Below are 22,086 nucleotides of genomic sequence, written 5' to 3'. Positions count from 1 at the left end.
CACTTGAAAAACAAAGAAGATGAAATTATTGAAGTAGCACTTCAACTCTTTTCCGTAAAAGGGTATACAGCTACTTCCGTAGATGAGATTGCGAAGGAAAGCGGAATAGCCAAAGCTTCTTTTTATAAATTTTTTCAAAGTAAAGAAGATGTGCTAGTGGCTACCGTAATGATGCATGGACGCAAAATCGATGAAGCGATTCGTATCATGTATTCTGATACTCAGCTAGCTTCCGAGCAAAAAATTGCTGAATTTGTCCGTATTTATTTACAAAATTCGTTAGATACCAAATTCCATACGATGATGATGTCGATGCATGATAAAAGTTTATTTCATAGCGAAAAGCTAATCGAAGCTTTTTTGATTGTAGAATTCAAACTAAGCAAATGGACTACCGATTGTCTGGTAGATATCTATGGTGAACAGGTTGAACCTTTTGCTTATGATGTTATTTTTATGATTCGCGGCATGATGATGCAGTACTTGATTTTACCGATGATGGGTCTCAAACCGAATACTACAGACGAAGAATTTGCTGCCCTTCTGGGGAATACAATCGATATATGGATCAAAGGCATGATAAAATATAATTATGTACCGATCTGGGATTGGAAGCAGCTTAAAGTAGATCCTGAACATATTAAAGAAAGCCCTGTTTTTAAAGGGATTATTATTCATGATGCCCTGCTAGACCTCAAAAGATTACTGCATCATCTGCAAGTCTCTGATGAGCAAAAAGAAGATTATCGTCAGGTTCTACACGAGCTAGAACAAGAAATATTAAGTACTCATCAACGAAAAGGAATGCTCAAAGCGATGTTCTCTTTTCTTTCGCAAGAATCTTCACTTGTAGAAAAATGTAATCTTTTGCAATCTGTACTGGATATCTAATCGTATTGATGCCAAAAAGCTGCTTCCTGTTATGATGACAGAAAGCAGCTTTTTGTTTTATATTTTAGTAATGTGTTAGATCATTTTTTTGTTATCACTATCACGCAAGCGAACTTTGAGCTGATCAATCGTTCTCTCCAGTGTTCCAATAGCATCGGTTACAATACTGCGATCTACTGAATCTTCAACCTCTTTCATACGTGCAGAAGCTCGCTCGCTTTCATATGTCTGACGACGTTGAAGTTCATTATATTTATCAAGCAAGTCTGTAATGACTTTGTAAAAACGCTCATAATCTAAAATAACATCATCTAGAAAAAAGTCGACTTCTTCTTGAGAATAGCCACGCATTTTGGTCGCAAAATCTTTTTCATGAATCGTAAGTGCATCGAACTTAATCCCCAACTGTTTAAATAAACGCTTTTGATCTTCTAGCTTACGCTGATAATTCTCATCTACAGCCATGATGATGATCCCCCTATTCCCGTAAGAACTTATACTCACATACAGTTCTTTTTTATAAATGTACCATAAACATAGCATAGGGGAAAACAATCTGCTCAAAGATATTTCACCTGAGGATACAGATGATATCGAACTTGTCAGAAGATACGTTATAACATCAAGGCATAGAAGATGTTAACGATTGTGCTGCTCTCCACAAATCCAGTTGTTTTTGCTCTTCTGCTATTAAACGTTCGACGCCTGCTGATTGTAATTTTTGCAAAAAAACAGGCAGTACTTTTTGCGGATTAACAGTTCCATTGATAAGCGGACGATAATACTCTGCCAGTACATTATTGATCGCTGCTACTTCTGTAGATACGGGCGCAATATTCATATTAAATCCGAGTGCTGGCGCTGGAATATTGCCACTATTAAATGCTTCATATTGCTCATACGTATCTTGCGGATACGATTTATCAAAATAAGAAATAAAAATATTGCCCCACATCCAACCATATCCATAATCGTACTTAGGATTCAGCGGATCGATTCCAGGCGCAGGTTCAATATGTTTATCATCTACTTTGACATAATGAACTCCTTCAATACCATGCTTCAATAGATTAGCAAGATACGGATCAGTGTATAACAATTCCAAAAACATCATCGCACGTTCAGGCTGCTCAGAAGATCGAGGAATGGCAAAAGCACCACTTTGTACATCGCCTGTCTCAATCACACCCTGCCCGATATTAACATAATCCAGATCATAACCCAATTGACTGCTACGCTCATATACATAGTTAGGCGCATAAGATAGGGCTCCTGCAAATATTTGACCTGTTTTCCAATCATTTTCCGCCTCATACATTGGATCTTTTGGTAAATAGCCTGCTTGATTCCAGCGATACATCGTTTCTACAAAATGCTTAAATTCAGGGGTAGCATACTGATTGAATACGTTCGTATCATCACGCTTAAAAGCAGGTGATTCTCCGATATTGATCGCACCTGGCAAATACCAATCTCCTGCAATATGATTCATTGGAATAGAGCGGTACAACATTTCCGGTGTATCGAGTGGTCGTAATTGAGGTTCATGTTGATGAACAATCTGCAAGAATGGCTCTATATCTTGCCATGTTCGAATATGATTGATCTTCAAATGGTATTTATCTACAATGTCTTTGCGCATCAGTATACCGTATTGATGTCCGATTTCTTTGTTAAGAGGTACAGCATACGTCTGATTATCAACCAGCATCCCTTTCCACAAAATAGACGGAATCGATTTTTGCATACCTATACCATATTGCTTTAACAAATGATCTAGCGGCAAAAAGGCCCCTCTAGACACATTTGCTAAATAATTATTTGTCCATGAGCTGGTGAATACTAGATCGGCTGGCTGACCGGAAGCTAGAATAGCCGGTATTTTCGCTTCAAATTCGGTTGGATTCAATGTAATAATTCGAATGGTGGCATTGATTTTGCGCTTTAGATATTTGTTCACTTCGTCCATCACTTTAGCTTGATCTGGCATTGGATTGGCATAATTGTAAAATACCAGTTCCGCAGGTGGAAGATTGCTTTGCGTGACCTCTTGCCCTGTCTGTGATGATTGTGAAGTCGCTGAATATAAAGTGATATCTGGCTTACCCTGCTTCTGACAACCTGCTCCAATAAACAACAATACAGATACCACCAGAATCAAAACAATTCGGTGATACCTGTATCTGGAATGATTCATAAAATCCTCCTTACCTTGTGTTAGCCTTTGATACCACCAATCGTTAATCCTTTAACAAAGTACTTCTGGAAAAACGGGTATGCACAAAGAATCGGTGTTAACACAATGACCAGAATAGCCATTCGTGCGCCTTCTGCTGGAATCTGTGCCATCAGCATATTGTTGGTGGCTGAAGTCGCGTTACTGGTCACAAAATCAATATTAGACTGCAATTTCATTAACATGTATTGTAGGCTGACTAATTTGGGATTGGTGATATACAGTTGTCCAAGAAACCAATCGTTCCAATACGTCACTAAAGTGAACAAACCAACTGTAGCCAGACCTGGCTTGGACAATGGTAGCACGATACGGGCAAAAATATACCACTCTCCTGCTCCATCTATTCTTGCTGCTTCTAAAATTGCTGTTTCGATAGACTGCTGCATAAACGTTCTCAAAATAATAACATTAAAAGCACTCAGTGAATACGGTAAAATCAAAATCCAAAACGTATCTGCTAGATGCAGTACATTTGTATTTACAATATAGGATGGAACCAATCCACCGTTAAATAACATTGTGAAAAACAAGAAAAATGCCATCACATTACGATAACGAAAATCACGTCGTGACAATACATACGAGAATAACGCAGTGACCAGTAAGCTGAATAATGTTCCAATAGCGGTAACTCCGATCGTAACATATGCTGATTGTAGAATCTGATCTCCGTTGCGGAACACATAACGGTACGCATCCAGACTCCATTCTGATGGTAAAAACTGATATCCTTTTGCAGATAAGCTAGCTTCACTGGTGAATGAGATCGCATAAACCAGAATAATTGGAATAATACAGACTACACACAGCACAATCAAAATCAGGTTAAATACAAGATTCCAACTTTTTGGAAGCTGATTGAATTTACTAGATGTTTGCTCCATCGAAATTCCCCCTTTTCTAGAACAGCGCGCTGTCTTTGTCCATTTTTTTGACGATCCAGTTGGTAATAATCACAAGTACGAATCCGACAAACGATTGATATAAGCCTGCTGCTGCCGTCATACCGTAGTTCCCCATCGAAGTTAGACCGTTGTAGACATACGTATCAATAACCTGTGTAACAGGGTACAGAGCGCCCGAGTTATATGTCACCTGATAGAATAGTCCAAAGTCAGCGTAGAAAATTTTACCGATACTTAGAATGGTCATAATAATAATGATAGGCTTTAGACAAGGAATGGTGATAAAGCGAATTTGTTGCCATTTACTAGCGCCATCAATCGTAGCGGCTTCGTAATACTCCGGTGAAATACCTGTGATCGAAGCAAGATAGATAATACTGCTGTACCCTACACTTTTCCAGAAAAAGACGAAGATCAAAATGTACGGCCAGTATGTCGTCTCGGAATAGAAATTAATCGGGTGCATCCCCATGTAGGTAAGTGCTTGATTAATAATACCTTTGTCTGCGCTAAGAAAAGCGTAAAAAATTAAGGCTACAATCGTCCATGATAAAAAGTAAGGCATAATGAGGATCGTCTGATAGGTTTTGGAAAGGAATCGGTTACGAATCTCATCGAGTACAATCGCTAGGGCGACTGCGAGAATCAGTCCGAAAATAATAAAAACGAAGTTATATAACAATGTATTACGGGTAATCAGCCAGGCGTCGCCTTTGAACAAATATTCAAAGTTTTTGAATCCAATCCATGGACTGCCTAGAATCCCATCGTAGAAATTATAATTTTTGAAAGCAAGGATGACTCCGAACATCGGCAAGTAGTTAAACAAAACTAGCAAAATTAATGCAGGTAATGCCATCAAAAAAAGAACTTTGTTTTTACGCAATTCATACAAAAAGGTCATGATTGAAGTCCCCTTTCTCTCCGGTATCTCTCTTATATGCTTATACTTTTATTATGAGCAAGAGACGGTAAGGAAACTACGCTAAGTTCTTTAGGTTATGTGTACTTTTTTTAGGTAAGCGTTATCAAAATAGAATTGCGGGATTGAGAGCGACTTCATTGCGTTAGTTATAGTTACATATTTACTGATAGATAATTTAAGTTGATATATTTGTAGACCGCTCCGATAAAGAATTACCCTGTCGATCGCTGGTAAGACTTGGATATCTTGATTTGACCGCGTAGGGGTCGATATCCAAATCTTAAAGGCGAACGCTTCGCTTCTATCGGGTAATTCCTTTATCTCCGCTCTGTGCTAGGATGATATTTGGGAGACGATTAATTTAAAAACTTTTGAATAAAGTTAAGGATAATAATGATATGAAAGTAAATGTAGTATGTTTGGAAATGGACACAGCATGGGGTTGAAAGTTTGAGGTAAAGAAAAAGGATACTATTTGTAGTAAATAGCATCCTTTTTCTTTATTCTTTATTCTTTATTCTTTATTCTTTATTCTTTATTCTTTATTCTTTATTCTTTATTTAATTCTGACCAGAGTAGATAACCTATACCTATGATCACAAAAATGATAGGTATAGCTAAGTTGTATGGTGTAAGCGTCCAAGTTAGCATCTCTTGTATAGCTGTATTAGACATGCCATTACTATGAAAAGTCATTGCGGTTACTACTATAAAACGTAAACTTTGTTGCTCGATGATAATGATTAATCCTAATGATAAAAATATAGTTCCTGTAGCTCTTTTATTCAAAATAATTCATCATGTCTTATAATCTACTTCCTTAGCAGATTATAATTTAGAACCACTTTCAAATTGTTACTTTATACTGTTCATAAAACTTCGCAAATCATCTGCGATAGCTTTGGATTGAGTGTAATGCAGATAATGGGTACCGTCTAATAGAACCACTTTGCCATGTAATGAATTTTTGATCTGTTCTTCATGTTGAGTTGTCCAGTTTTTAATATCAGGATCATTTTGGACTAAAAAGAAAATAACAGGCAAGTTTTTAGGGAATTGCAAGCCTTGTACCGCTTTGAAGTTTGTAGGTAATAACTGTGCTTCGCTGACAATATCAGGATTCATCAAGTTTTTGAGCGTGATCATTTTAATTTGTTGTTTGGTATTGTCATCGACATCCGGTGTCATGATCTGAGACGGATTCAATTTGACCAATAAACGGTAAAAGCCTGATTTTTGCAATAAACTCACCGATTCGGTATCCATCACTTCTGTCGGCTGTGTAGGGAAACTAGAATCGATTCCGGCAAAAGCAGTCACTTCATTAGGATATTTATTGACATAATCTAATCCATAGATGCCTGAAATCGAGTGACCCATCAGAATGTATTTATTGATTTTCAATTGTTGCAATGCTTCATGAATCTCGTTCGTAATGTTGTCTACTGTCCGCGGTTTGTCGGTAATATCGCTTAATCCATAACCGAATGGTTCAACGACTACTACTTTATAATCAGCAGATAGTTGTTCGATTAATGGTTTGAAATCAAGTGCTGGCGATGCTGTACCGAAGCCTGGCAATAACACAATCGTTTGCTTGCCTTCTCCTTGAATCATAACATTCATTTTCTTCCCATCGACCACAACAGATTGTCCGTATGGTTGAATTTTGCTTTGTTCTGACTTGCTAGCTACTACGTTAACAACATAGACTGTCGCTAGAAAAATAACAATTAACAACACAATCACTGCGACAGCTTTGAGCATAAACTTAAATACCTTTTTCATAAATTCATTCCTTTAATTCTAATTTGATACATATGTATATCATTATTTAATTATAAAGCATTGTATAACGTTTATCCAACTTCGTGTTATACGAAGCTATTGACATATACTATATACAAAAAGAGATTACCTTTACAGGTAACCTCTTTGCAATCGATATCATCATTATGCTTTTTGATAATTTCTGTAGCTTATTTCGTCACATCAATATTAACTTCTTCCGGGCGATAGATCGTAGTAATCGACCCTTCAATATCAGTGGCAAACATCACCGTACGTTCTGCATCCAATAGGAAACTATAAATTTTAGCGCTAATCGGATCTTTCACTTGAATCTGAGCATTAGCTCCGTATTCAGATACAAAGATATACAGATTGCCTTTGTCGAAAGACAATTTGCGTCCATACACTCCAGATAATTCATCACCTTGTATCCATTCCAATTCAGACGATACGTCTGCTTCAGCTAATGCATACTCGTAGAGGGCAATCTGTGTTTCTGTACGATCGCTTAATTCTACCGGCAATGGACTCCAGATGATTTTACCTTTACCGATATTAACATTTTTCACTTGAGAAATACCTGTTAACGGTGCTTGTTTGACCAATTCAGCAATACGCTTACGACTGAACGATACAGGTAAAATCTCTTCACCTAATTGCAACGCTTCTTCGCGACGTACATTAGATAAAGGAGCGCTCTCAGTCACTTCACTAAGGCGATCAGTATGTTGCCAGTATTCATCTAATGCTAGTGGACCTGTAAATAATAAAGTACTGCCATACTCTTCTACATAATCTAATAGTTGTTGGAGCGCTGCGCTCTGGAAGTTATGAGGACTGGATACGATAATTAATTTGGGTACATCACCTGTCGTTAATTCATGTAAATGATATTCACCAAAAGCACGCGCATGTACATTTAATTCATACGATAAAGTACGAATCAATTTGGTAGTCGCATCATGAGCGAATTTACGATTAGACAGATCATTAGAATAAGGGAAAATAACAGCCACTTCTTCCAATTGACGATTTTCAAATAGATCACGAGTCGCCGCCATAAAGCGTCCGAAATCATAAGATACATCGGCTTCAGGCTTTTCTGTACCATCGGCTCGCACTGCTCCGATATGAGATTCATTGACATTGTGCATATAGAAATTAATATTCCATATCCATTGTACAGCCCCTGCTCCCCCTGTTGAAAAAGCATACGCATATTTGCGTTCTAAAATATATTTCAGTTCATTTTCACTACGTTTGGCTTTGCCTTCCGGTGTCTCAATATACATAATGCCTGTTTCTTGAATCAAATTCGGCTTTTGCGGTGTCTTGGTGAAAATGCCGTCCCACACCAGATCATCCATTTCCCACCATGAATGTACCGTTGTATAATCGACAGTCTCTGCATACAGCAATGGCGACGGTCGTTGTCCGGCTAGACCTTCATCTTGTCCAACAGTAACTAATTGCTTGGGCTGAATACTTTGGATCATACGGGTAAGATCCGTCGCCCAGCGGTTGTGCATATCCATCGTAAACAGATTATAATCCAGCCAACGAGTACCTTTTTTCGGATGAATCGATGTAGGATTGTAGCTAATATCATTCACATGAACTGGATATACTGCATCAAAGTTTGGTAATTCTTCTGGCGTCATATTCCAGCGCTCTTGCACTCTAGTAATATCGCTATCATAACGCTTTTCGACCCATTCTTTGTAAGCGGCAATCTCAAATTCATCGTATACCGGTTGTGGGCCTGAAAATGGAATATCTGGATTGAACATCGATGGTTCATTGATCAGATCCCAATGGATATTAGATGTGTGACGATGACGGGTCACAATCGCTGAAATAAAACGCTTCTGCGCTTCTACACTGCGTGGATCAAGATACGGGTTAACCCCTTCCCAGGCTTCCGGTGTAAATGCAAAAAAGTTAAATGTCAGTTCATGACCATGCTTTTTACTTGTCAAAATAAACGCATCGATCGCACGCATCACTTCTTCATACGGATGACCATCGACAAACATCACATGACGCCAAGCGCTCCATACGCCTGTGCGCAGATAGTTAATCCCTGCATGCTTCATCTGTGCCATATCTTTATCCCAGACCGCCGCATTCGGTAAAAATAAAAATTTACGCGCTACATCTGAAGTCATATATGTCATGCCCACAATCGGTAATGGGCGACCTTCTTTGCGGAAATAATCACGATCGGCTGTTAACATTTCCCCTGTTGCCAAAAAGTCTGCATCAAATCCCCAGAATCCTTGATGAATATTACGAATCTCACCAGACGGAGACGTGATCGTTCCTTCCAGACGGTAATATCCAGCTTCAATTGTGATTTCAACAGGCAAGCGTACAATATCCAGTTCACGCGAAGATGAGATATTGAATTCTTTTGTCCAGACGTCTGTAAATTGACCGGATAAATCCTGATCTTCTTTAGCCACTTGTAGCTTAAATGTCCATTCTCCGCTAATATCTGCACTTGTGGAATGACGTTGTAAAGATTGCAGTTGAATCGTTAGTGTTGGACGTTCTCCTGGTTCATAGCTGGCATAGTTAGGCTTTACCCAGATTTCTGTCACGCCTTTAGCAGCGAATTCGCCCCACCTAGAAATAGCTTCTACTCCTTTTTCCCAGAACGAAGCTCCTGCTAGTTGATTGACAAATACCCAGCGTCCACCTGCATAAGCGCCTTTTGTATTTTCGAGCAAAATAGCAGGCGCAGCTACTTCACGTCCGTCTTTGGAGATTCCTTTGAGCAGTGGATAAATATGAGCATCCATCGGTCCACTAGAGCCCCCCTGTGCAGGATGATCGTTGGCTTTGGTTACATGAAGTGCGAATCCCCATGTGCTCTGACGCTCAAATAAAGATTCTTGTCCTGCAAATAACGGGAAATCTGTACTTGCTTTATAATGATCAATCGGTGTTACTTCTACAGGCAACACTTCATTTATATTCAAAATTTGATGATACGCTGTTTGTTCATGTTCAGCTTGCCATCCATCTGCGGTTTCATTTACAGGATTGCGGAAAGGAATACCGCCCATATGTACAAACCCTTTACTGTCATTCAAATGATTATGAATAGCTGTCCATGCTTGTTTGGGAAAATAACTACCATGCAGATGAATAAACAAATCTGCTTGCGTAAGCGCTTTAGCAAGTTCGTTCGCATTAACAACCGTACCTTGTTTTTGTAAATGAGTCAGTTGTTGCTCATTCGGACGTTGCCCATCAAATGGAAAAGCAGGATCATAAAAAATAACAGTATGGAGCTTAGAAATTAGAGTCATAACAATCTCCTTCATATACATTGGATTGGAATACAACTGGATTGGAAAGTTTCGGATACTGGGAGTTAGACCGCTATGAGAAGATGAATGTTCTTGTAACCGCTGTTGGACATGAAACCTATGTATAACTGCTTTGCAGTAAAGATTCATGTCCAAAGGCGATCGTAGTCTATGCTTCCGAAGTACCTTGCTTGCGAAAGCTTGTAACTCTTTCAGAACAATCATATTCCCTTCGCTCTATGCTCTTGCATCCTCATTTCTAAATCGTTTTGTTCGTAATGAGGGTGAGTAAAGGTAAGCCTTTTACAGATAACTTTAGTTGAACATAGATACATGATAAAGATTGGTTAGTTATAGCTAAGTGTTGTTATATTCTTTTACTATAACTTTCTTTTACTATAACTGATTTTATTAAGTTATGCATTAAGTAATTTTTGAAATAATTAATTTCAACTTTATTCAACTTTTTAATATGTTTTAAGATGATGAATTTGTCAGTAAACCTTTTTGCATCGCTTTATAGATCAGTTGTGAAAATAAGCTATTCGACCATGCAAACCACGGACGGGTAAAAACAGTTGGATCGTCTGAATGGAATCCTTCGTGCATATAACCTGTATTGGCATCCGTACTTTCTAATAGATGGATCATTTCTAATATTTCAGCATCATTGTTGGCTGTTAACCCTTGCATCGACAATCCCATATGCCAGATATAACCTGCTGGTGTATGAGGACTACCCATTCCTTTAGCCGCTTTCCCTTCAAAATAATACGGATTTTCAGTACTTAAAATAAATTTGCGTGTATTCAGATACATCGGATCGTTCACATCACAATATCCTAGATAAGGCATTGATAATAAGCTCGGCGTACCGGCATCATCAACCAGACAGTAATTGCCAAATCCATCCGTTTCATACGCATACATATTCCCATGTACCGGATGTCGATAAATGCCATACAATTCGATTCCATGCTGAATTTCTTCTTCCATTTCGGCTAATTCTGCGCAAAAAGCTTCATCCCGATAAACAGCTCGCACCATTTCTTGCATTTGGCGTAACGACACGACCGCGAACATATTGGAAGGAATACTATAATGGAATTCGCACGCATCATCACTTGGACGGAATGCTGACCAGATCATCCCTGTATAGTTCACCGGCATCCCTAACCCTTTGTTCCGAATCGTATCAATAGCCGGACAATTGCGTCTGGTAAAACGGTACGGTGATTCTTCCATATGACGTTGTTCTGTTCGCCATAATTGGAAAATTGTACGCAACCCCTGCTTAAATCCTGCATCAAAAATATCGGTATTTCCGCTTGTTTTCCAATAGTGATACGCTAGCCGAATCGTAAAACAAAGTGAATCCAACTCGAACTTGCGCTCCCATACCCACGGACTCATCTCTGTTTCATCTGCCGGGTCCCAGTGCCAATCATTCGCTGTTTCGTTAAAAGAATTCGCATACGGATCAATTTCCAGATAGAACATATGTCGCTTTATCAATCCGCTAATCATACGTTGCAAATCTTTATCTTCTTTACAAAGCGGAACATAGTGTATCAACTGTTCTACTGAATCTCGCAACCACATCGCTGGAATATCTCCTGTAATCACAAAAGTAGTGCCATCATCCATCAATTTGGTAGTCGTCTCTAAGGTATTGGGAAAACAATTGCGGAACAGTTCAGCTAACTTGGGACGGTGAGCTAATGTTTGCTCTGCTTCTGCTAGCACATCCTGAACTGCCTGTGGCAGCTCGAATGTGGACATTTGAACATGTTCTAACTTTTCTAACATGATGATTCCCCCTTATTCCATTTCAACGTTTTGATCTCATACGGTTTGAATGATAGTTCTAGTTGATTATCTATCACAGGTAATGTTCCAACATGATCTTCCAGTATATTGACCAGTGTGATCGCATGATCGTCTGTTATATCAGTCTGTACAGGCCATTGAATACGAGCGGTGCCACGACTACCTGAAGATTCATACAGACGGATAATCGTACCTTGTCCATCTTCTGCTGGCTTGATCGTATCGAGAATAATATGCTCACTATGATAGGAAAATAACGATGTAGATAACTGGTGATCTACAACTGTCGATATTTTTTTATCTATAGTCGTTGTAGTTTCAATGATTCTATAAGATGCAGGTTGATTGAGTTCTGCTGCTGCACGTACAATGTGCGCTTCACGCCAATCTCCACCATGTGGTAATAGTGAATAGGTGAACTCATGATGACCTAGATCGGCACCTTTATCAGGCCATTTGGGTGCCCGTAGTAACGAAAGGCGCATATTGCAATCTTTGATATCATATCCATATTTACAATCATTAAGCAGACTTACTCCATAATTACCTTCTGAAATATCTGCCCAGCGATGTCCACAGACTTCATATTGAGCTTTGTCCCAACTCGTATTAGTATTCATCGTGCGTTGCAAAGCACCAAATGGAATCTCATATGTCGCTTGCTCTGCTATCAGATCTACAGGGAACGATACTTTTAGCAACTTATGACTTTCATTCCACTCTATTTCTGTTTTAAAATCGATTCGGCGATTGTCATTATACAGATATATATGTTGGGCAATGATCGACTGTCCGATCTGCCAGCGGAATTGTAGTATATCTCCTGTCTGTCCACTCATAATTACCTGAGAAGAAATACAGACAGCAGTATCAGCTATCTGATCGGCAAAATGAGGATCAATATCCCACGCATCCCATAGCAACGGGCGATCATGATAAAAACCAAATACATTACCATGCTGATTTTCTTTTAATACGTTGCGTTCATATTGCTTATCATACAAAGCAGCAATCTCGCCTTGCTCGCTAAACTGAATACGATAAAAAGGAGTTTCCCAAACTGAAGGCACTGCTTTTCCAATTTTCACTTGAGATTGGAACCTTCTATCGGTATCTATACGACTAGCAGATGCAACACTGTGATCACTTTCTGAACGTAACCAGATCACGGTATAACCGAATGCAGGAATCGATGGTATATAGACTCTTAAAGTGTATTTATTTTCCAATTTAGACTCATTTTCTGTGGATAACTTTGTTGCATTTTGCGTTGTAGATAGATCGGTATTGGTTGTATGTCCTGGTAAAACAGGCTTGGCTGATGTAAATAATAACTGTGGTACTTGAGTTGTTGTAGACGGAATCGATGTGGGTACGATCTGCTCAACAGTAGCTTGTGAGACCACATCACTCCGTAACACTGTTCCTGCTTGATCATATACATGAACATCAGCTAACTCGGCGCCACCTTCAATCTCGATCCATTCTCCACGTTCCCAACTTAAACTATTAAACACAGTATACGCTGTACCTTGTTGATCCGACTGTGCTAATTGCTGTCCAATCCATGCTGTCCACGGAGTGAGCGCTTGATCCAGAGCACTTGCTCCGATCTGTAAAATCTGAGCATATTCGACTTCAGACGTATCGTACACTTCTGGAATCGCCGAACCCGGGACAATATCATGAAATTGATTAAGCATAATACCAAGCCATCCATTTTTGAATTGTTGTCTGGTAATTGCTCCATCTTGTTGTTGTTCAAAAAGAGCAGGATGTACTGATAAACCCTTATCTGCAGATTGCTTTGCTAGTACTTTTATACTTTCAGATATTAATGTGTCATCTTGTTCTATAGATAATTCGGCAGGTTCACTATTCGATAGACTGCTTTGATTGAAATAGATGGTGGTGAGTCTTTCCCATACTTCAGCTTCACGATACAGTAATTCTGCTTTGCGGTTATGACGTTTATTCCATGCTTGCGTCGTATACGTTCCGCGATGTAATTCTAAATACAGATCACCACGCCATACAGGTAGCTCTTCTGCTGATTCCAAAGTCTGTTCAAAAAACTGCTTGGCTGTTCCAAATTCTGCTTGAGGTAATCCCACCATTAAGTCGGCATGTTCTACATATTCAATCATTTCATGGGTGACTCCGCCGCCACCATCTCCATGTCCGTAGAGCAGCATCTGCTGAGGATGGATATCTTTTTGACGGAAATATTCCCAGTGTTCTACGATGTCTTTAGGTGTAGTCGATTCGTTCACACCATGATTCAGATAAGAAAGGATCGGCGTACCATCAATGCCTACCCAGTGGAACAGATCATACGGGAAAATATTCGTATCATTCCAATTCAGCTTGGTCGTCATAAAATAATCGATCCCGGCTTGACGCAATAATTGTGGCAATGAAGCACAATAGCCAAATGTATCAGGTAACCATTCGATCGTAGAAGTGATACCAAATTCTTCACGATAAAAGTGCTGTCCATACAATAGCTGACGAGCTAATGACTCCCCACTTGGAATATTCAGATCAGGCTCGACCCACATTCCTCCAACCAATTCCCAGCGACCTTCCGCGATTCGTTCTTTCACTTTGGCATATAACTCTGGATAATGATCTTTCACATAAGCAAACAATTGCGGTTGACTCTGAGAGTAAATAAAGTCAGGATATTGCTCCATTAACGTACACATGGTTGAAAATGTACGACTGGACTTACGAACGGTCTCCCGTACAGGCCATAACCATGCGATATCAATATGCGATTGTCCGATCATGTACATATAGCCACTTTCGGATGCATCGGGAGCAAATACGACTACCTGTTCTCGTAATATTTCTTCCAGTTGTTGCCACGGTTCTTCCAGTTGCCATGATTCTTCTGGAAGTGCATATGCAGCATGCATCGTTTGTTCTAACGCTTTTTGGATTTCGATTCGGCGCAATTCATTTTCAGGCAAACGGCGCATACTATGTAGCAATATCCGTACACTATACATCAGACTACGCAGTCCACTGTTGATACTGACCAGACTAGCCTGATACGCTCTCAATGGAGCTACATATTCGGGTTGTCCATTTAACGGATCATGAGGTTCAGGAATCGGATCGTATAATTCAATATCAAGCGTTATGTCTGTACCAATATATGACTCTCGCAAAGGAATAAATGTATGATTTTTATCCAGCCCATGATAGAACTCGCCATTGATTTTCAGTAATCCTTCTCCACCGCCTGCGTTAAAAACCAAGCCGACAGGATGGGCTGACCATGAAGCTGGAATCTGGATATTGGTTTGTAAAAAGTAGGTGATCCCATACTCTTCTTTCAATCTCATATCACTGTTCTGGCGTGGCACTAAAATCTCATAATGATCAGGTGTAATATAACGAGCTTCTTCTACTGTCCATTGATTCAGTTCTTGCGTATCCAACCATTGTTTTGTAGATAAAAGTTTGATAAATCGTTCGATCCGGTACATATACAGCCTCCTCGAATAATCATTGTTTTGAGATACAATCATACATATTGATATCAATACTCAGATAACCTATTCCAGACTAGCGTACAGTCAACGTTACAACCTGACCTTCTACTGAATTACTGCCTACTTGTATATGAAAATCTCCTGGCTCTACAATACGGTCTAATTGAGAAGTGACTAATTCTAAATGTTCTGGTGTCAAAGTAAATGTAACAGTTGTAGTCTCTCCAGGTTGTAAAAAGACTTTTTGAAATCCTTTGAGTTCTTTTTCCGGACGAGTGACAGAAGAGAATAGATCGGTCAAATACAATTGAACGACTTCCCATCCAGCTACCTCTCCTGTATTGGTAATCTGCACACTAACTTGAGCATGCTCGTCCGGTGCAATAACCACAGGAGTCACCACAGGTACATCATAAGCAAAGGTGGTATAACTTAGCCCATGTCCAAAAGCATACGCAGGTTGCAAATCCATTTCAAGATAACGCTTACCACGTGTACGTTTGCTATTGTAATACACAGGCAATTGTCCCACATGTCTAGGCACAGAGATTGTCAGACGACCGGATGGATTCACATCTCCATACAAAATTTCTGCCAGTGCATGCCCACCTTCTTGCCCCGGATACCATGCTTCTATAATCGCATCCGCATATTCATCAATCCACGGTTCTGCTACAGGTCGTCCATTGATATAGATAACAATCAGCTTTTTGCCAAGCGCATAAATCTGCTGACACAATTCGAGCTGTACCCCTGTCAGATTCAGATTAGAGCGGTCAATCCCTTCCCCACATTCCATATCACTTTCCTCTGAATCATGCACTAATGATTGACCTGTGCGCAAATCAATCGTTCCTTCGCCAAAATCACGAGCACTTGATCCACCGAGTACGAGAATAACTGTATCTGCTTGCTTGGCGGTATCTAAAGCAAGATCAAATCCTTCGCGGGAGTCGTCTTTGATCCGGCAACCCGGTGCATATAGCAGTTGATCGCTGTCTGCTCCTAACTTTTGACGTAATCCTTCTAACACTGTAATCACTTTGCCTACTGGTTGTGGAGAAGTATAATCGCCTAACTGGTTATATGGTTTATTCGCATTTGGACCAATAACTGCTATTTTTCCAGTAGATGATGGTTGTAATGGTAATGCGGATGCTTCGTTTTTGAGCAAAATAATTCCTTGTCTAGCGACTTCACGAGCTAATTCAATATGTTCTGGACTATGGATCACACGTGCGGCACGTTCTGGATCGACATAAGGTTGATCAAATAATCCTAACTGAAATTTTACTTTTAGCAGACGACTGACGGCTTGATCCAAATGAGCTTCTTGAGCAATTCCTTGCTCCAAAGCAGATTTGAGGTATTTGCCAAACATATACCCTGACATTTCCAGATCGATTCCTGCTTGGAGCGACAGTGCAGTCGCTTTTTCTCCTGTCTCTGCCACATTATAACCATGCACCAGCATATTCATAGCGCTTGCATCGGTGATAATAAAGCCATCAAATCCCCACTGTTGGCGAAGCACATCATCCAATAAATATTCACTGGATGTACAAGGTACTCCATCAATTTCGTTATACGCAGTCATGACCGAGATGGCTCCGGCTTCAATTGCTTTGCGAAACGGAACCAGATCGATCTCATGCAATTCTTTCATTCCCATATGTACAGGTGCAGCATTGCGTCCACCTTCTGAAGCTCCATAACCGACAAAGTGTTTTAAGGTGGCAATCACTGTATCCGGTGAATCTAATCCTTTGCCTTGTAGACCGATCACAGCAGCAGCGGCAAGTTCTCCTGCGAGGTATGGATCTTCTCCATACGTTTCTTCTGTTCTTCCCCAGCGTGGATCACGCACAATATCGAGTACCGGTGAATAGGTAGCCACGCCACCTTGACTGCGGGTTTCTATCGCTACCGCTTCACACATTTGTTGATACAAAGCTGGATTCCATGTGCTTGCTGCAAGTAGTGGAACAGGATAGACTGTTGCGCCGATTGCCATATGTCCATGTGAACATTCTTCGCCAAACATCAGCGGAATCCCTAATCTGGAATGTTCGATTACAAATCGCTGAATATCATTGAGTGCAGCAGCGCCTTCGGCTGGGGATAAGCCCGTTTCCAATGTGACTTCTGTCCATGGATCAGCACGTAAAGTGGCATATAAGGAACCTATTTTACCTTGACGAATGTCTTCTTTAAATTCTTCAGTCAGGGTAACTGTTCCATCTTCATTTTTAGTAAAAGTGCGCCAGCCAAACAATTGGATCAGTTGCCCTACTTTTTCATCCAGTGTCATTTGAGCAAGCAGGTCTTGCACGCGTTCTTCGATAGAAAGTGCTGGATTTTTATAACTAGTCATAGTGATCATCCTTTCGATTGGAGTTGCAGGGTAGGAATAAAGTGGAAAGTTTCTGCACGTCTAGGGACACCGCTGCGGGGGAAGAGTGGCTATTATCGTCGCTGTTGTAAAGGAATCCCTGAATAAACCGCTTAGCGGTAGGGATTTCTTTACAAAGGCGAGCGCTTCGCTCTTTCATAGCCTCTCTTCCCCCTCCGCTCTGTGCTAGGTGCGAATTTCTCACGTTTATTTCTAGCAACTTGGGTGGGCAGTGTAGGGACATGGTAAAGATAGAATAGTAGTGATGATAGGGAAATATGAGTTTTGGTTTTGATGTTTTGATTTAGAGTTCATTTTAGGTTTGTTTTATTTTTTTATTTGTTTTGGTTTGGGTGTAACGTTTTTATTTTTATTGGTTAGTGTATTGATAGTTTGATTTTTTTACTTTTAGGTATTTATTAATTATTTGGAAATAGATTGGTTTGATTAGTTTTAGAATGGTTCTTTTGGAATGATGATAGGGTTGTAATTTTTTCAAAATAGGAATGATGATCTTTTGATTTTTTTAGGTTTTAGTTTTTTGAAAAAAATGGGCTATAGTAATTACTTCTGTTCTTGAGGTGGGATACCTGTATGAATTTGTTTATTATTTGATTTGTTTAAAAAGAAAAGGACGGAATTGGGGTTCCGTCCTTTGGTGTTGATATGGAATTGCTGATGGTGCTTTTGGAAATTAGGAACCGGTTTGTTGGGATTTCCATGTGTCGTATTGAGTTTGCATTTCAGCGAGCATGTTGTCTACACCAGCGTCTTTTAATTTCTGAATAAATTTAGGTAAATATTCATCTGGATTGACGGTTCCGGTGACAAGTGGTTTGTAGTATTCGCTAATCACATTATTGATTGCAGCAATCTCGGTCTGTACTGGTGTGGTATCAAAGTTAAATCCTAGTGCAGGAGCAGGGGTATTGTTGTCTTCGAATTTTTTGAATTGTTCTAATGTATCTTTAGGATACGATTGATCATAGTAGAATATATTCACATTTCCCCACATCCAACCATAACCGTAGTCATAATCAGGATTTGCAGCGTCTACACCTTCAGCAGGTTTGATAAATTGATCATCTACTTTGGTGTAATCTTGTCCTTCGATTCCATGTACAAATAAGTTAGCTAAAGTTGGATCAGTGTATAACAAGTTCAAGAACATCATCGCACGTTCTGGATTTTTGGATGAACGTGGGATTGCATAAGCTCCACCTTGTACATCACTTGTTTCTACTACACCTTTGCCAAGATTTTGATAATCCAGTTCATAGCCTAATTGAGCGCTACGTTTGTATACATAGTTCGGTGCGTATAGTAGAGAACCGGCAAATACTTTACCTGCTTTCCAATCATTTTCACTTTGGTAATCGACATCTTTAGGCGTATAGCCTGCTTGATTCCATTTGTATGCTGTTTGTACGAACTCTTTAAATTCAGGTGTATCGTATTGGTTGAAAATTTTATCGTCAGAACGTGCATAATAAGGTTTGTCGCCTACATTGATAATTCCCGGCAAATTCCAGTCACCTGACATATGTTGTACAGGGAATGAGCGATACATTCCTTCGGTTCCATCTAATGCTAGAATACTTGGATCTTTTTCATGCAGTGTTTTTAAAATAGGCTCCATATCTTTCCATGATTGAATACCTGCTACATTTAATTTGTATTTATCCACCAAGTCTTTACGGAACAACACGCCTACCTGATGACCAATTTCTTTGTAGATCGGTACAGCGTACAACTCTTTGTTGACTGTCATCCCTTTCCAAAGCGTATCAGGCACTGTCTTTTTCAAATCTTGTCCGTATTGATCAAGTAATGAAGTTAATGGTGTAAAAGCTTGCTTGGAGACATTGGATAAGTAGTTATTTGTCCATGAACTGGTAAACACGATATCCATCGGCTGACCTGAAGCCAACATCACAGGTACTTTGGTTTCAAAGTCACTGCCTTCCATCGTGACTACTTTGATCGTAGCATTAATTTTTTTCTTCAAGTATTCGTTTACTTTCTCCATCACTCGATCTTGACCTTTCATCGGTGTTGCATAGTTATAAAAGACCAATTCGACTGGAGCGAGCTTACCATCGGCTGTGGTTCCGTTACTTTCTTTGGAACCGCCACATGCAGACAACACAATAGACAACATCATAATAACAGCTAGACTTAAAGACCATGCTTTTGGTTTACGTAACATAGACCCATCCCCTTTTTCGTTCATGATTCATCTTTACCGACAAATTAGTATTGTCTACACGTTGTTTAAAGAATAATATGTACTATTTTCTAATGATAGTGTACAGAGATTATTCTTTAGCCACTCCGTAGATTGTATCTTTTGGAATGGCTTAGACTTTGTATCCTTATTATCCGTCAGGCTGTCAGAAAGGTGTACCGTATTTTCTTTAGATTAGGTGGATATTTTTTCGGTAAGCGTTTTCTTACTTACTTTATAAGGAATAGTTATGACAGATTTCATTACATTATCTGTATAATAAAACCGTAAACCAAACATCTCGTCTGCATAATGTAACTTAATTCGTTGATGAATATTACTAATTCCGATTCCATCTGAACTGTGTAATACTTCTTGCTCTCGATCCAAATAATCATTTAATAATTCTGTGTCTGCACCTGGCCCGTTATCTTCTACAATAATTCGTACTACAATTCCATCGGTATATGCACGCAATACAATGTTGCCATGATCGGCAATCTGTTCAGTTCCATGCAAAATCGCATTTTCAATTAACGGCTGAATAATAAATTTAGGCAACAGATAATCATATAATTCAGGTTCGATATCATAGCTAATGTCAAAGTTATCTCCATAACGAAGCGATTGAATATTAACGTAATTCTGTACATGCTCAATCTCTTGTCGTAACGGCACTTGTTCATTGGGTTGCTTGATACTGTATCTCAAAATATGAGCCAGTGACGACACCATAGTTACAATGTCTTCTTCATTTTTACTAAGTGCCATCCAATTGATCGAATCCAGTGTATTGTAGATAAAATGAGGATTAATCTGCGCTTGCAAAGCTTTCATTTCTGCTTGTCGTTCTCGTTCACCGCTTTCGATCACATCGTCTACCAATCCGTTGATACGTTTCATTAGATTGTTGAACTGACGATACAATACTCCGACTTCATCTTGCTCTGGTGGTTCGATAAATACATCCATCGTTGAACCGTCTTTTATATTTCTCATCACATTGGCTAATGTAATCACCGGCTTGGCTATGCTGTTGGACAATAATAACGTAAAGCTGATTCCTGCTACAATCACTGCGACGGTAATTCCAACGATAATATCGAAAATAATCGACAAGCGATCTGTAATATCACTGTATGGAATAAGAGCAATCAGATTCCATCCCCATTTTAAAGGATACGTATCAGCAATATACTGTGTCTGGTTATACTTCAGATCACTAGTTCCACCAATATCGGTATATTGTAATACAGGAGCTAAGTCGGGTGTATGACTGATATCTACCCCTTTGAGTGCAGGATTGTTACTATATAACACTTGATTATTCTGATCCGCTAACAATAATTGTGTTCCCTGTGTAAGCCTTGAGGCTTCGATCTGCTTTCCAAATTCAGCCGTATCAATCGCAATGACTATAACGCCCATTTCATTCGTCGTATTCAGAATTAAAGGATTGCGAACTTGCTTGGCAAAATAGACGCGATCACGATCTTGATCCGCATAAAAGATATTCAATGTTCCACTTAATTCGACTGTTCGCTTGAACCATTCTTCATTTTCCGCTTCATCGGAATTGAAAAAGCGATTTGATCCTGTACCACCAGGCAATTTATTTAATTGCTCCAATTGAATAGTAGGCAATTCAGCAGCAACTGGAAATGTATTTTTGACAAAAAAGGTAGCCGAATACGTGCTGACTACATTGCTTAGTGGTACATCCAGATATTTAATAAACTGCTGATTAATCGTATTAAGATCACGATAACTTTCAATATCGTCAAATGTAGTTTTGTTCAGAATATCGGCTATCGTTTTGTCTGTCGAAAAATAATAAGTCGCCTGATCGATGCTATTCTCTACATTTTGCACATTACTACGACTTTGAAGCATAATATTCTGCTGGTCTTCCAGCAATTGCTCTCGCATAATGTTCATAAATACAAAGTACAGTATTCCATTAGACAACAGCGCCGATAAAGTAATCAGCACAATAAAAAGAACAGCAATTTTCACTTTTATACTCGCTTTGGGAATCAACGAAATCGATTTGTTTTTGAACAATA

13 protein-coding genes are annotated in these 22,086 nt (G+C 39.4%); 1 reads left to right on the top strand and 12 read right to left on the bottom strand.

Annotated features, from left to right (window positions below; genetic code table 11):
* The first annotated feature begins 3 nt into the window (after positions 1-3).
* Complete coding sequence (locus PQ456_RS05350; protein ID WP_273615213.1) at positions 4-891, top strand: TetR/AcrR family transcriptional regulator; 888 nt, start codon at positions 4-6, stop codon at positions 889-891.
* A gap of 75 nt (positions 892-966) precedes the next feature.
* On the opposite strand, the gene PQ456_RS05345 is transcribed toward PQ456_RS05350, so the two are convergent.
* The 12 genes from PQ456_RS05345 to PQ456_RS05290 all read right to left on the bottom strand — a co-directional run bounded on the left by PQ456_RS05345 (position 967) and on the right by PQ456_RS05290 (position 22,084).
* Entirely contained in the window at positions 967-1,356 is a 390-nt protein-coding gene (locus PQ456_RS05345; RefSeq protein WP_204825309.1) for a DivIVA domain-containing protein, read from the bottom strand.
* A gap of 157 nt (positions 1,357-1,513) precedes the next feature.
* A complete protein-coding gene (locus PQ456_RS05340) occupies positions 1,514-3,088 on the bottom strand; it encodes an ABC transporter substrate-binding protein (RefSeq protein WP_273615212.1) in 1,575 nt (524 codons plus the stop codon).
* Positions 3,089-3,108: 20 nt separating this feature from the next.
* Positions 3,109-4,014, bottom strand: coding sequence for a carbohydrate ABC transporter permease (locus PQ456_RS05335; protein WP_273615211.1), 906 nt, complete (start codon positions 4,012-4,014; stop codon positions 3,109-3,111).
* Positions 4,015-4,030: 16 nt separating this feature from the next.
* Complete coding sequence (locus tag PQ456_RS05330) at positions 4,031-4,939, bottom strand: ABC transporter permease (protein WP_204825312.1); 909 nt, start codon at positions 4,937-4,939, stop codon at positions 4,031-4,033.
* Positions 4,940-5,509: 570 nt separating this feature from the next.
* Complete coding sequence (locus tag PQ456_RS05325; RefSeq protein ID WP_273615210.1) at positions 5,510-5,749, bottom strand: hypothetical protein; 240 nt, start codon at positions 5,747-5,749, stop codon at positions 5,510-5,512.
* A gap of 66 nt (positions 5,750-5,815) precedes the next feature.
* Positions 5,816-6,748 carry an alpha/beta hydrolase gene (locus PQ456_RS05320; protein ID WP_273615209.1) on the bottom strand — a complete coding sequence of 311 codons (933 nt, stop codon included), beginning with the start codon at positions 6,746-6,748 and terminating at the stop codon, positions 5,816-5,818.
* A gap of 191 nt (positions 6,749-6,939) precedes the next feature.
* Positions 6,940-10,068 (bottom strand): glycoside hydrolase 5 family protein, encoded by a 3,129-nt coding sequence (locus PQ456_RS05315; RefSeq protein ID WP_273615208.1) that lies wholly within the window; start codon positions 10,066-10,068, stop codon positions 6,940-6,942.
* Positions 10,069-10,545: 477 nt separating this feature from the next.
* On the bottom strand, positions 10,546-11,877 hold the full coding sequence (locus PQ456_RS05310; RefSeq protein ID WP_273615207.1) for a glycoside hydrolase family 125 protein: 1,332 nt from the start codon (positions 11,875-11,877) through the stop codon (positions 10,546-10,548).
* The gene (locus PQ456_RS05305) at positions 11,871-15,395 is read right to left on the bottom strand and encodes an alpha-mannosidase (protein WP_273615206.1); all 3,525 of its coding nucleotides are present in this window, start codon (positions 15,393-15,395) and stop codon (positions 11,871-11,873) included. Before PQ456_RS05305 ends, PQ456_RS05310 begins: the two co-directional genes overlap by 7 nt.
* Positions 15,396-15,474: 79 nt before the next feature.
* Positions 15,475-17,775 carry a glycoside hydrolase family 3 N-terminal domain-containing protein gene (locus tag PQ456_RS05300; RefSeq protein ID WP_273615205.1) on the bottom strand — a complete coding sequence of 767 codons (2,301 nt, stop codon included), beginning with the start codon at positions 17,773-17,775 and terminating at the stop codon, positions 15,475-15,477.
* A gap of 712 nt (positions 17,776-18,487) precedes the next feature.
* Positions 18,488-20,002: an ABC transporter substrate-binding protein gene (locus PQ456_RS05295; protein ID WP_273615204.1), complete on the bottom strand. Its 1,515-nt coding sequence runs from the start codon at positions 20,000-20,002 to the stop codon at positions 18,488-18,490.
* 213 nt (positions 20,003-20,215) lie between these two features.
* The gene (locus PQ456_RS05290) at positions 20,216-22,084 is read right to left on the bottom strand and encodes a cache domain-containing sensor histidine kinase (protein ID WP_273615203.1); all 1,869 of its coding nucleotides are present in this window, start codon (positions 22,082-22,084) and stop codon (positions 20,216-20,218) included.
* Between the last annotated feature and the right edge of the window lie 2 nt (positions 22,085-22,086).

Source organism: Paenibacillus kyungheensis (assembly GCF_028606985.1).
GTDB classification, from domain to species: domain Bacteria; phylum Bacillota; class Bacilli; order Paenibacillales; family Paenibacillaceae; genus Saccharibacillus; species Saccharibacillus kyungheensis.
The sequence above is the reverse complement of the archived record's forward strand: the minus strand, read 5'-3'. Positions and strand labels throughout refer to the sequence as shown.

Excerpts from the sequence above, each read along its gene's own strand:
- PQ456_RS05345 (WP_204825309.1), bottom strand. The coding sequence starts at position 1,356 with ATGGCTGTAGATGAGAATTATCAGCGTAAGCTAGAAGATCAAAAGCGT.
- PQ456_RS05340 (WP_273615212.1), bottom strand. The coding sequence starts at position 3,088 with ATGAATCATTCCAGATACAGGTATCACCGAATTGTTTTGATTCTGGTG.
- PQ456_RS05335 (WP_273615211.1), bottom strand. The coding sequence starts at position 4,014 with ATGGAGCAAACATCTAGTAAATTCAATCAGCTTCCAAAAAGTTGGAAT.
- PQ456_RS05330 (WP_204825312.1), bottom strand. The coding sequence starts at position 4,939 with ATGACCTTTTTGTATGAATTGCGTAAAAACAAAGTTCTTTTTTTGATG.
- PQ456_RS05320 (WP_273615209.1), bottom strand. The coding sequence starts at position 6,748 with ATGAAAAAGGTATTTAAGTTTATGCTCAAAGCTGTCGCAGTGATTGTG.
- PQ456_RS05315 (WP_273615208.1), bottom strand. The coding sequence starts at position 10,068 with ATGACTCTAATTTCTAAGCTCCATACTGTTATTTTTTATGATCCTGCT.
- PQ456_RS05310 (WP_273615207.1), bottom strand. The coding sequence starts at position 11,877 with ATGTTAGAAAAGTTAGAACATGTTCAAATGTCCACATTCGAGCTGCCA.
- PQ456_RS05305 (WP_273615206.1), bottom strand. The coding sequence starts at position 15,395 with ATGTACCGGATCGAACGATTTATCAAACTTTTATCTACAAAACAATGG.
- PQ456_RS05300 (WP_273615205.1), bottom strand. The coding sequence starts at position 17,775 with ATGACTAGTTATAAAAATCCAGCACTTTCTATCGAAGAACGCGTGCAA.
- PQ456_RS05295 (WP_273615204.1), bottom strand. The coding sequence starts at position 20,002 with ATGTTACGTAAACCAAAAGCATGGTCTTTAAGTCTAGCTGTTATTATG.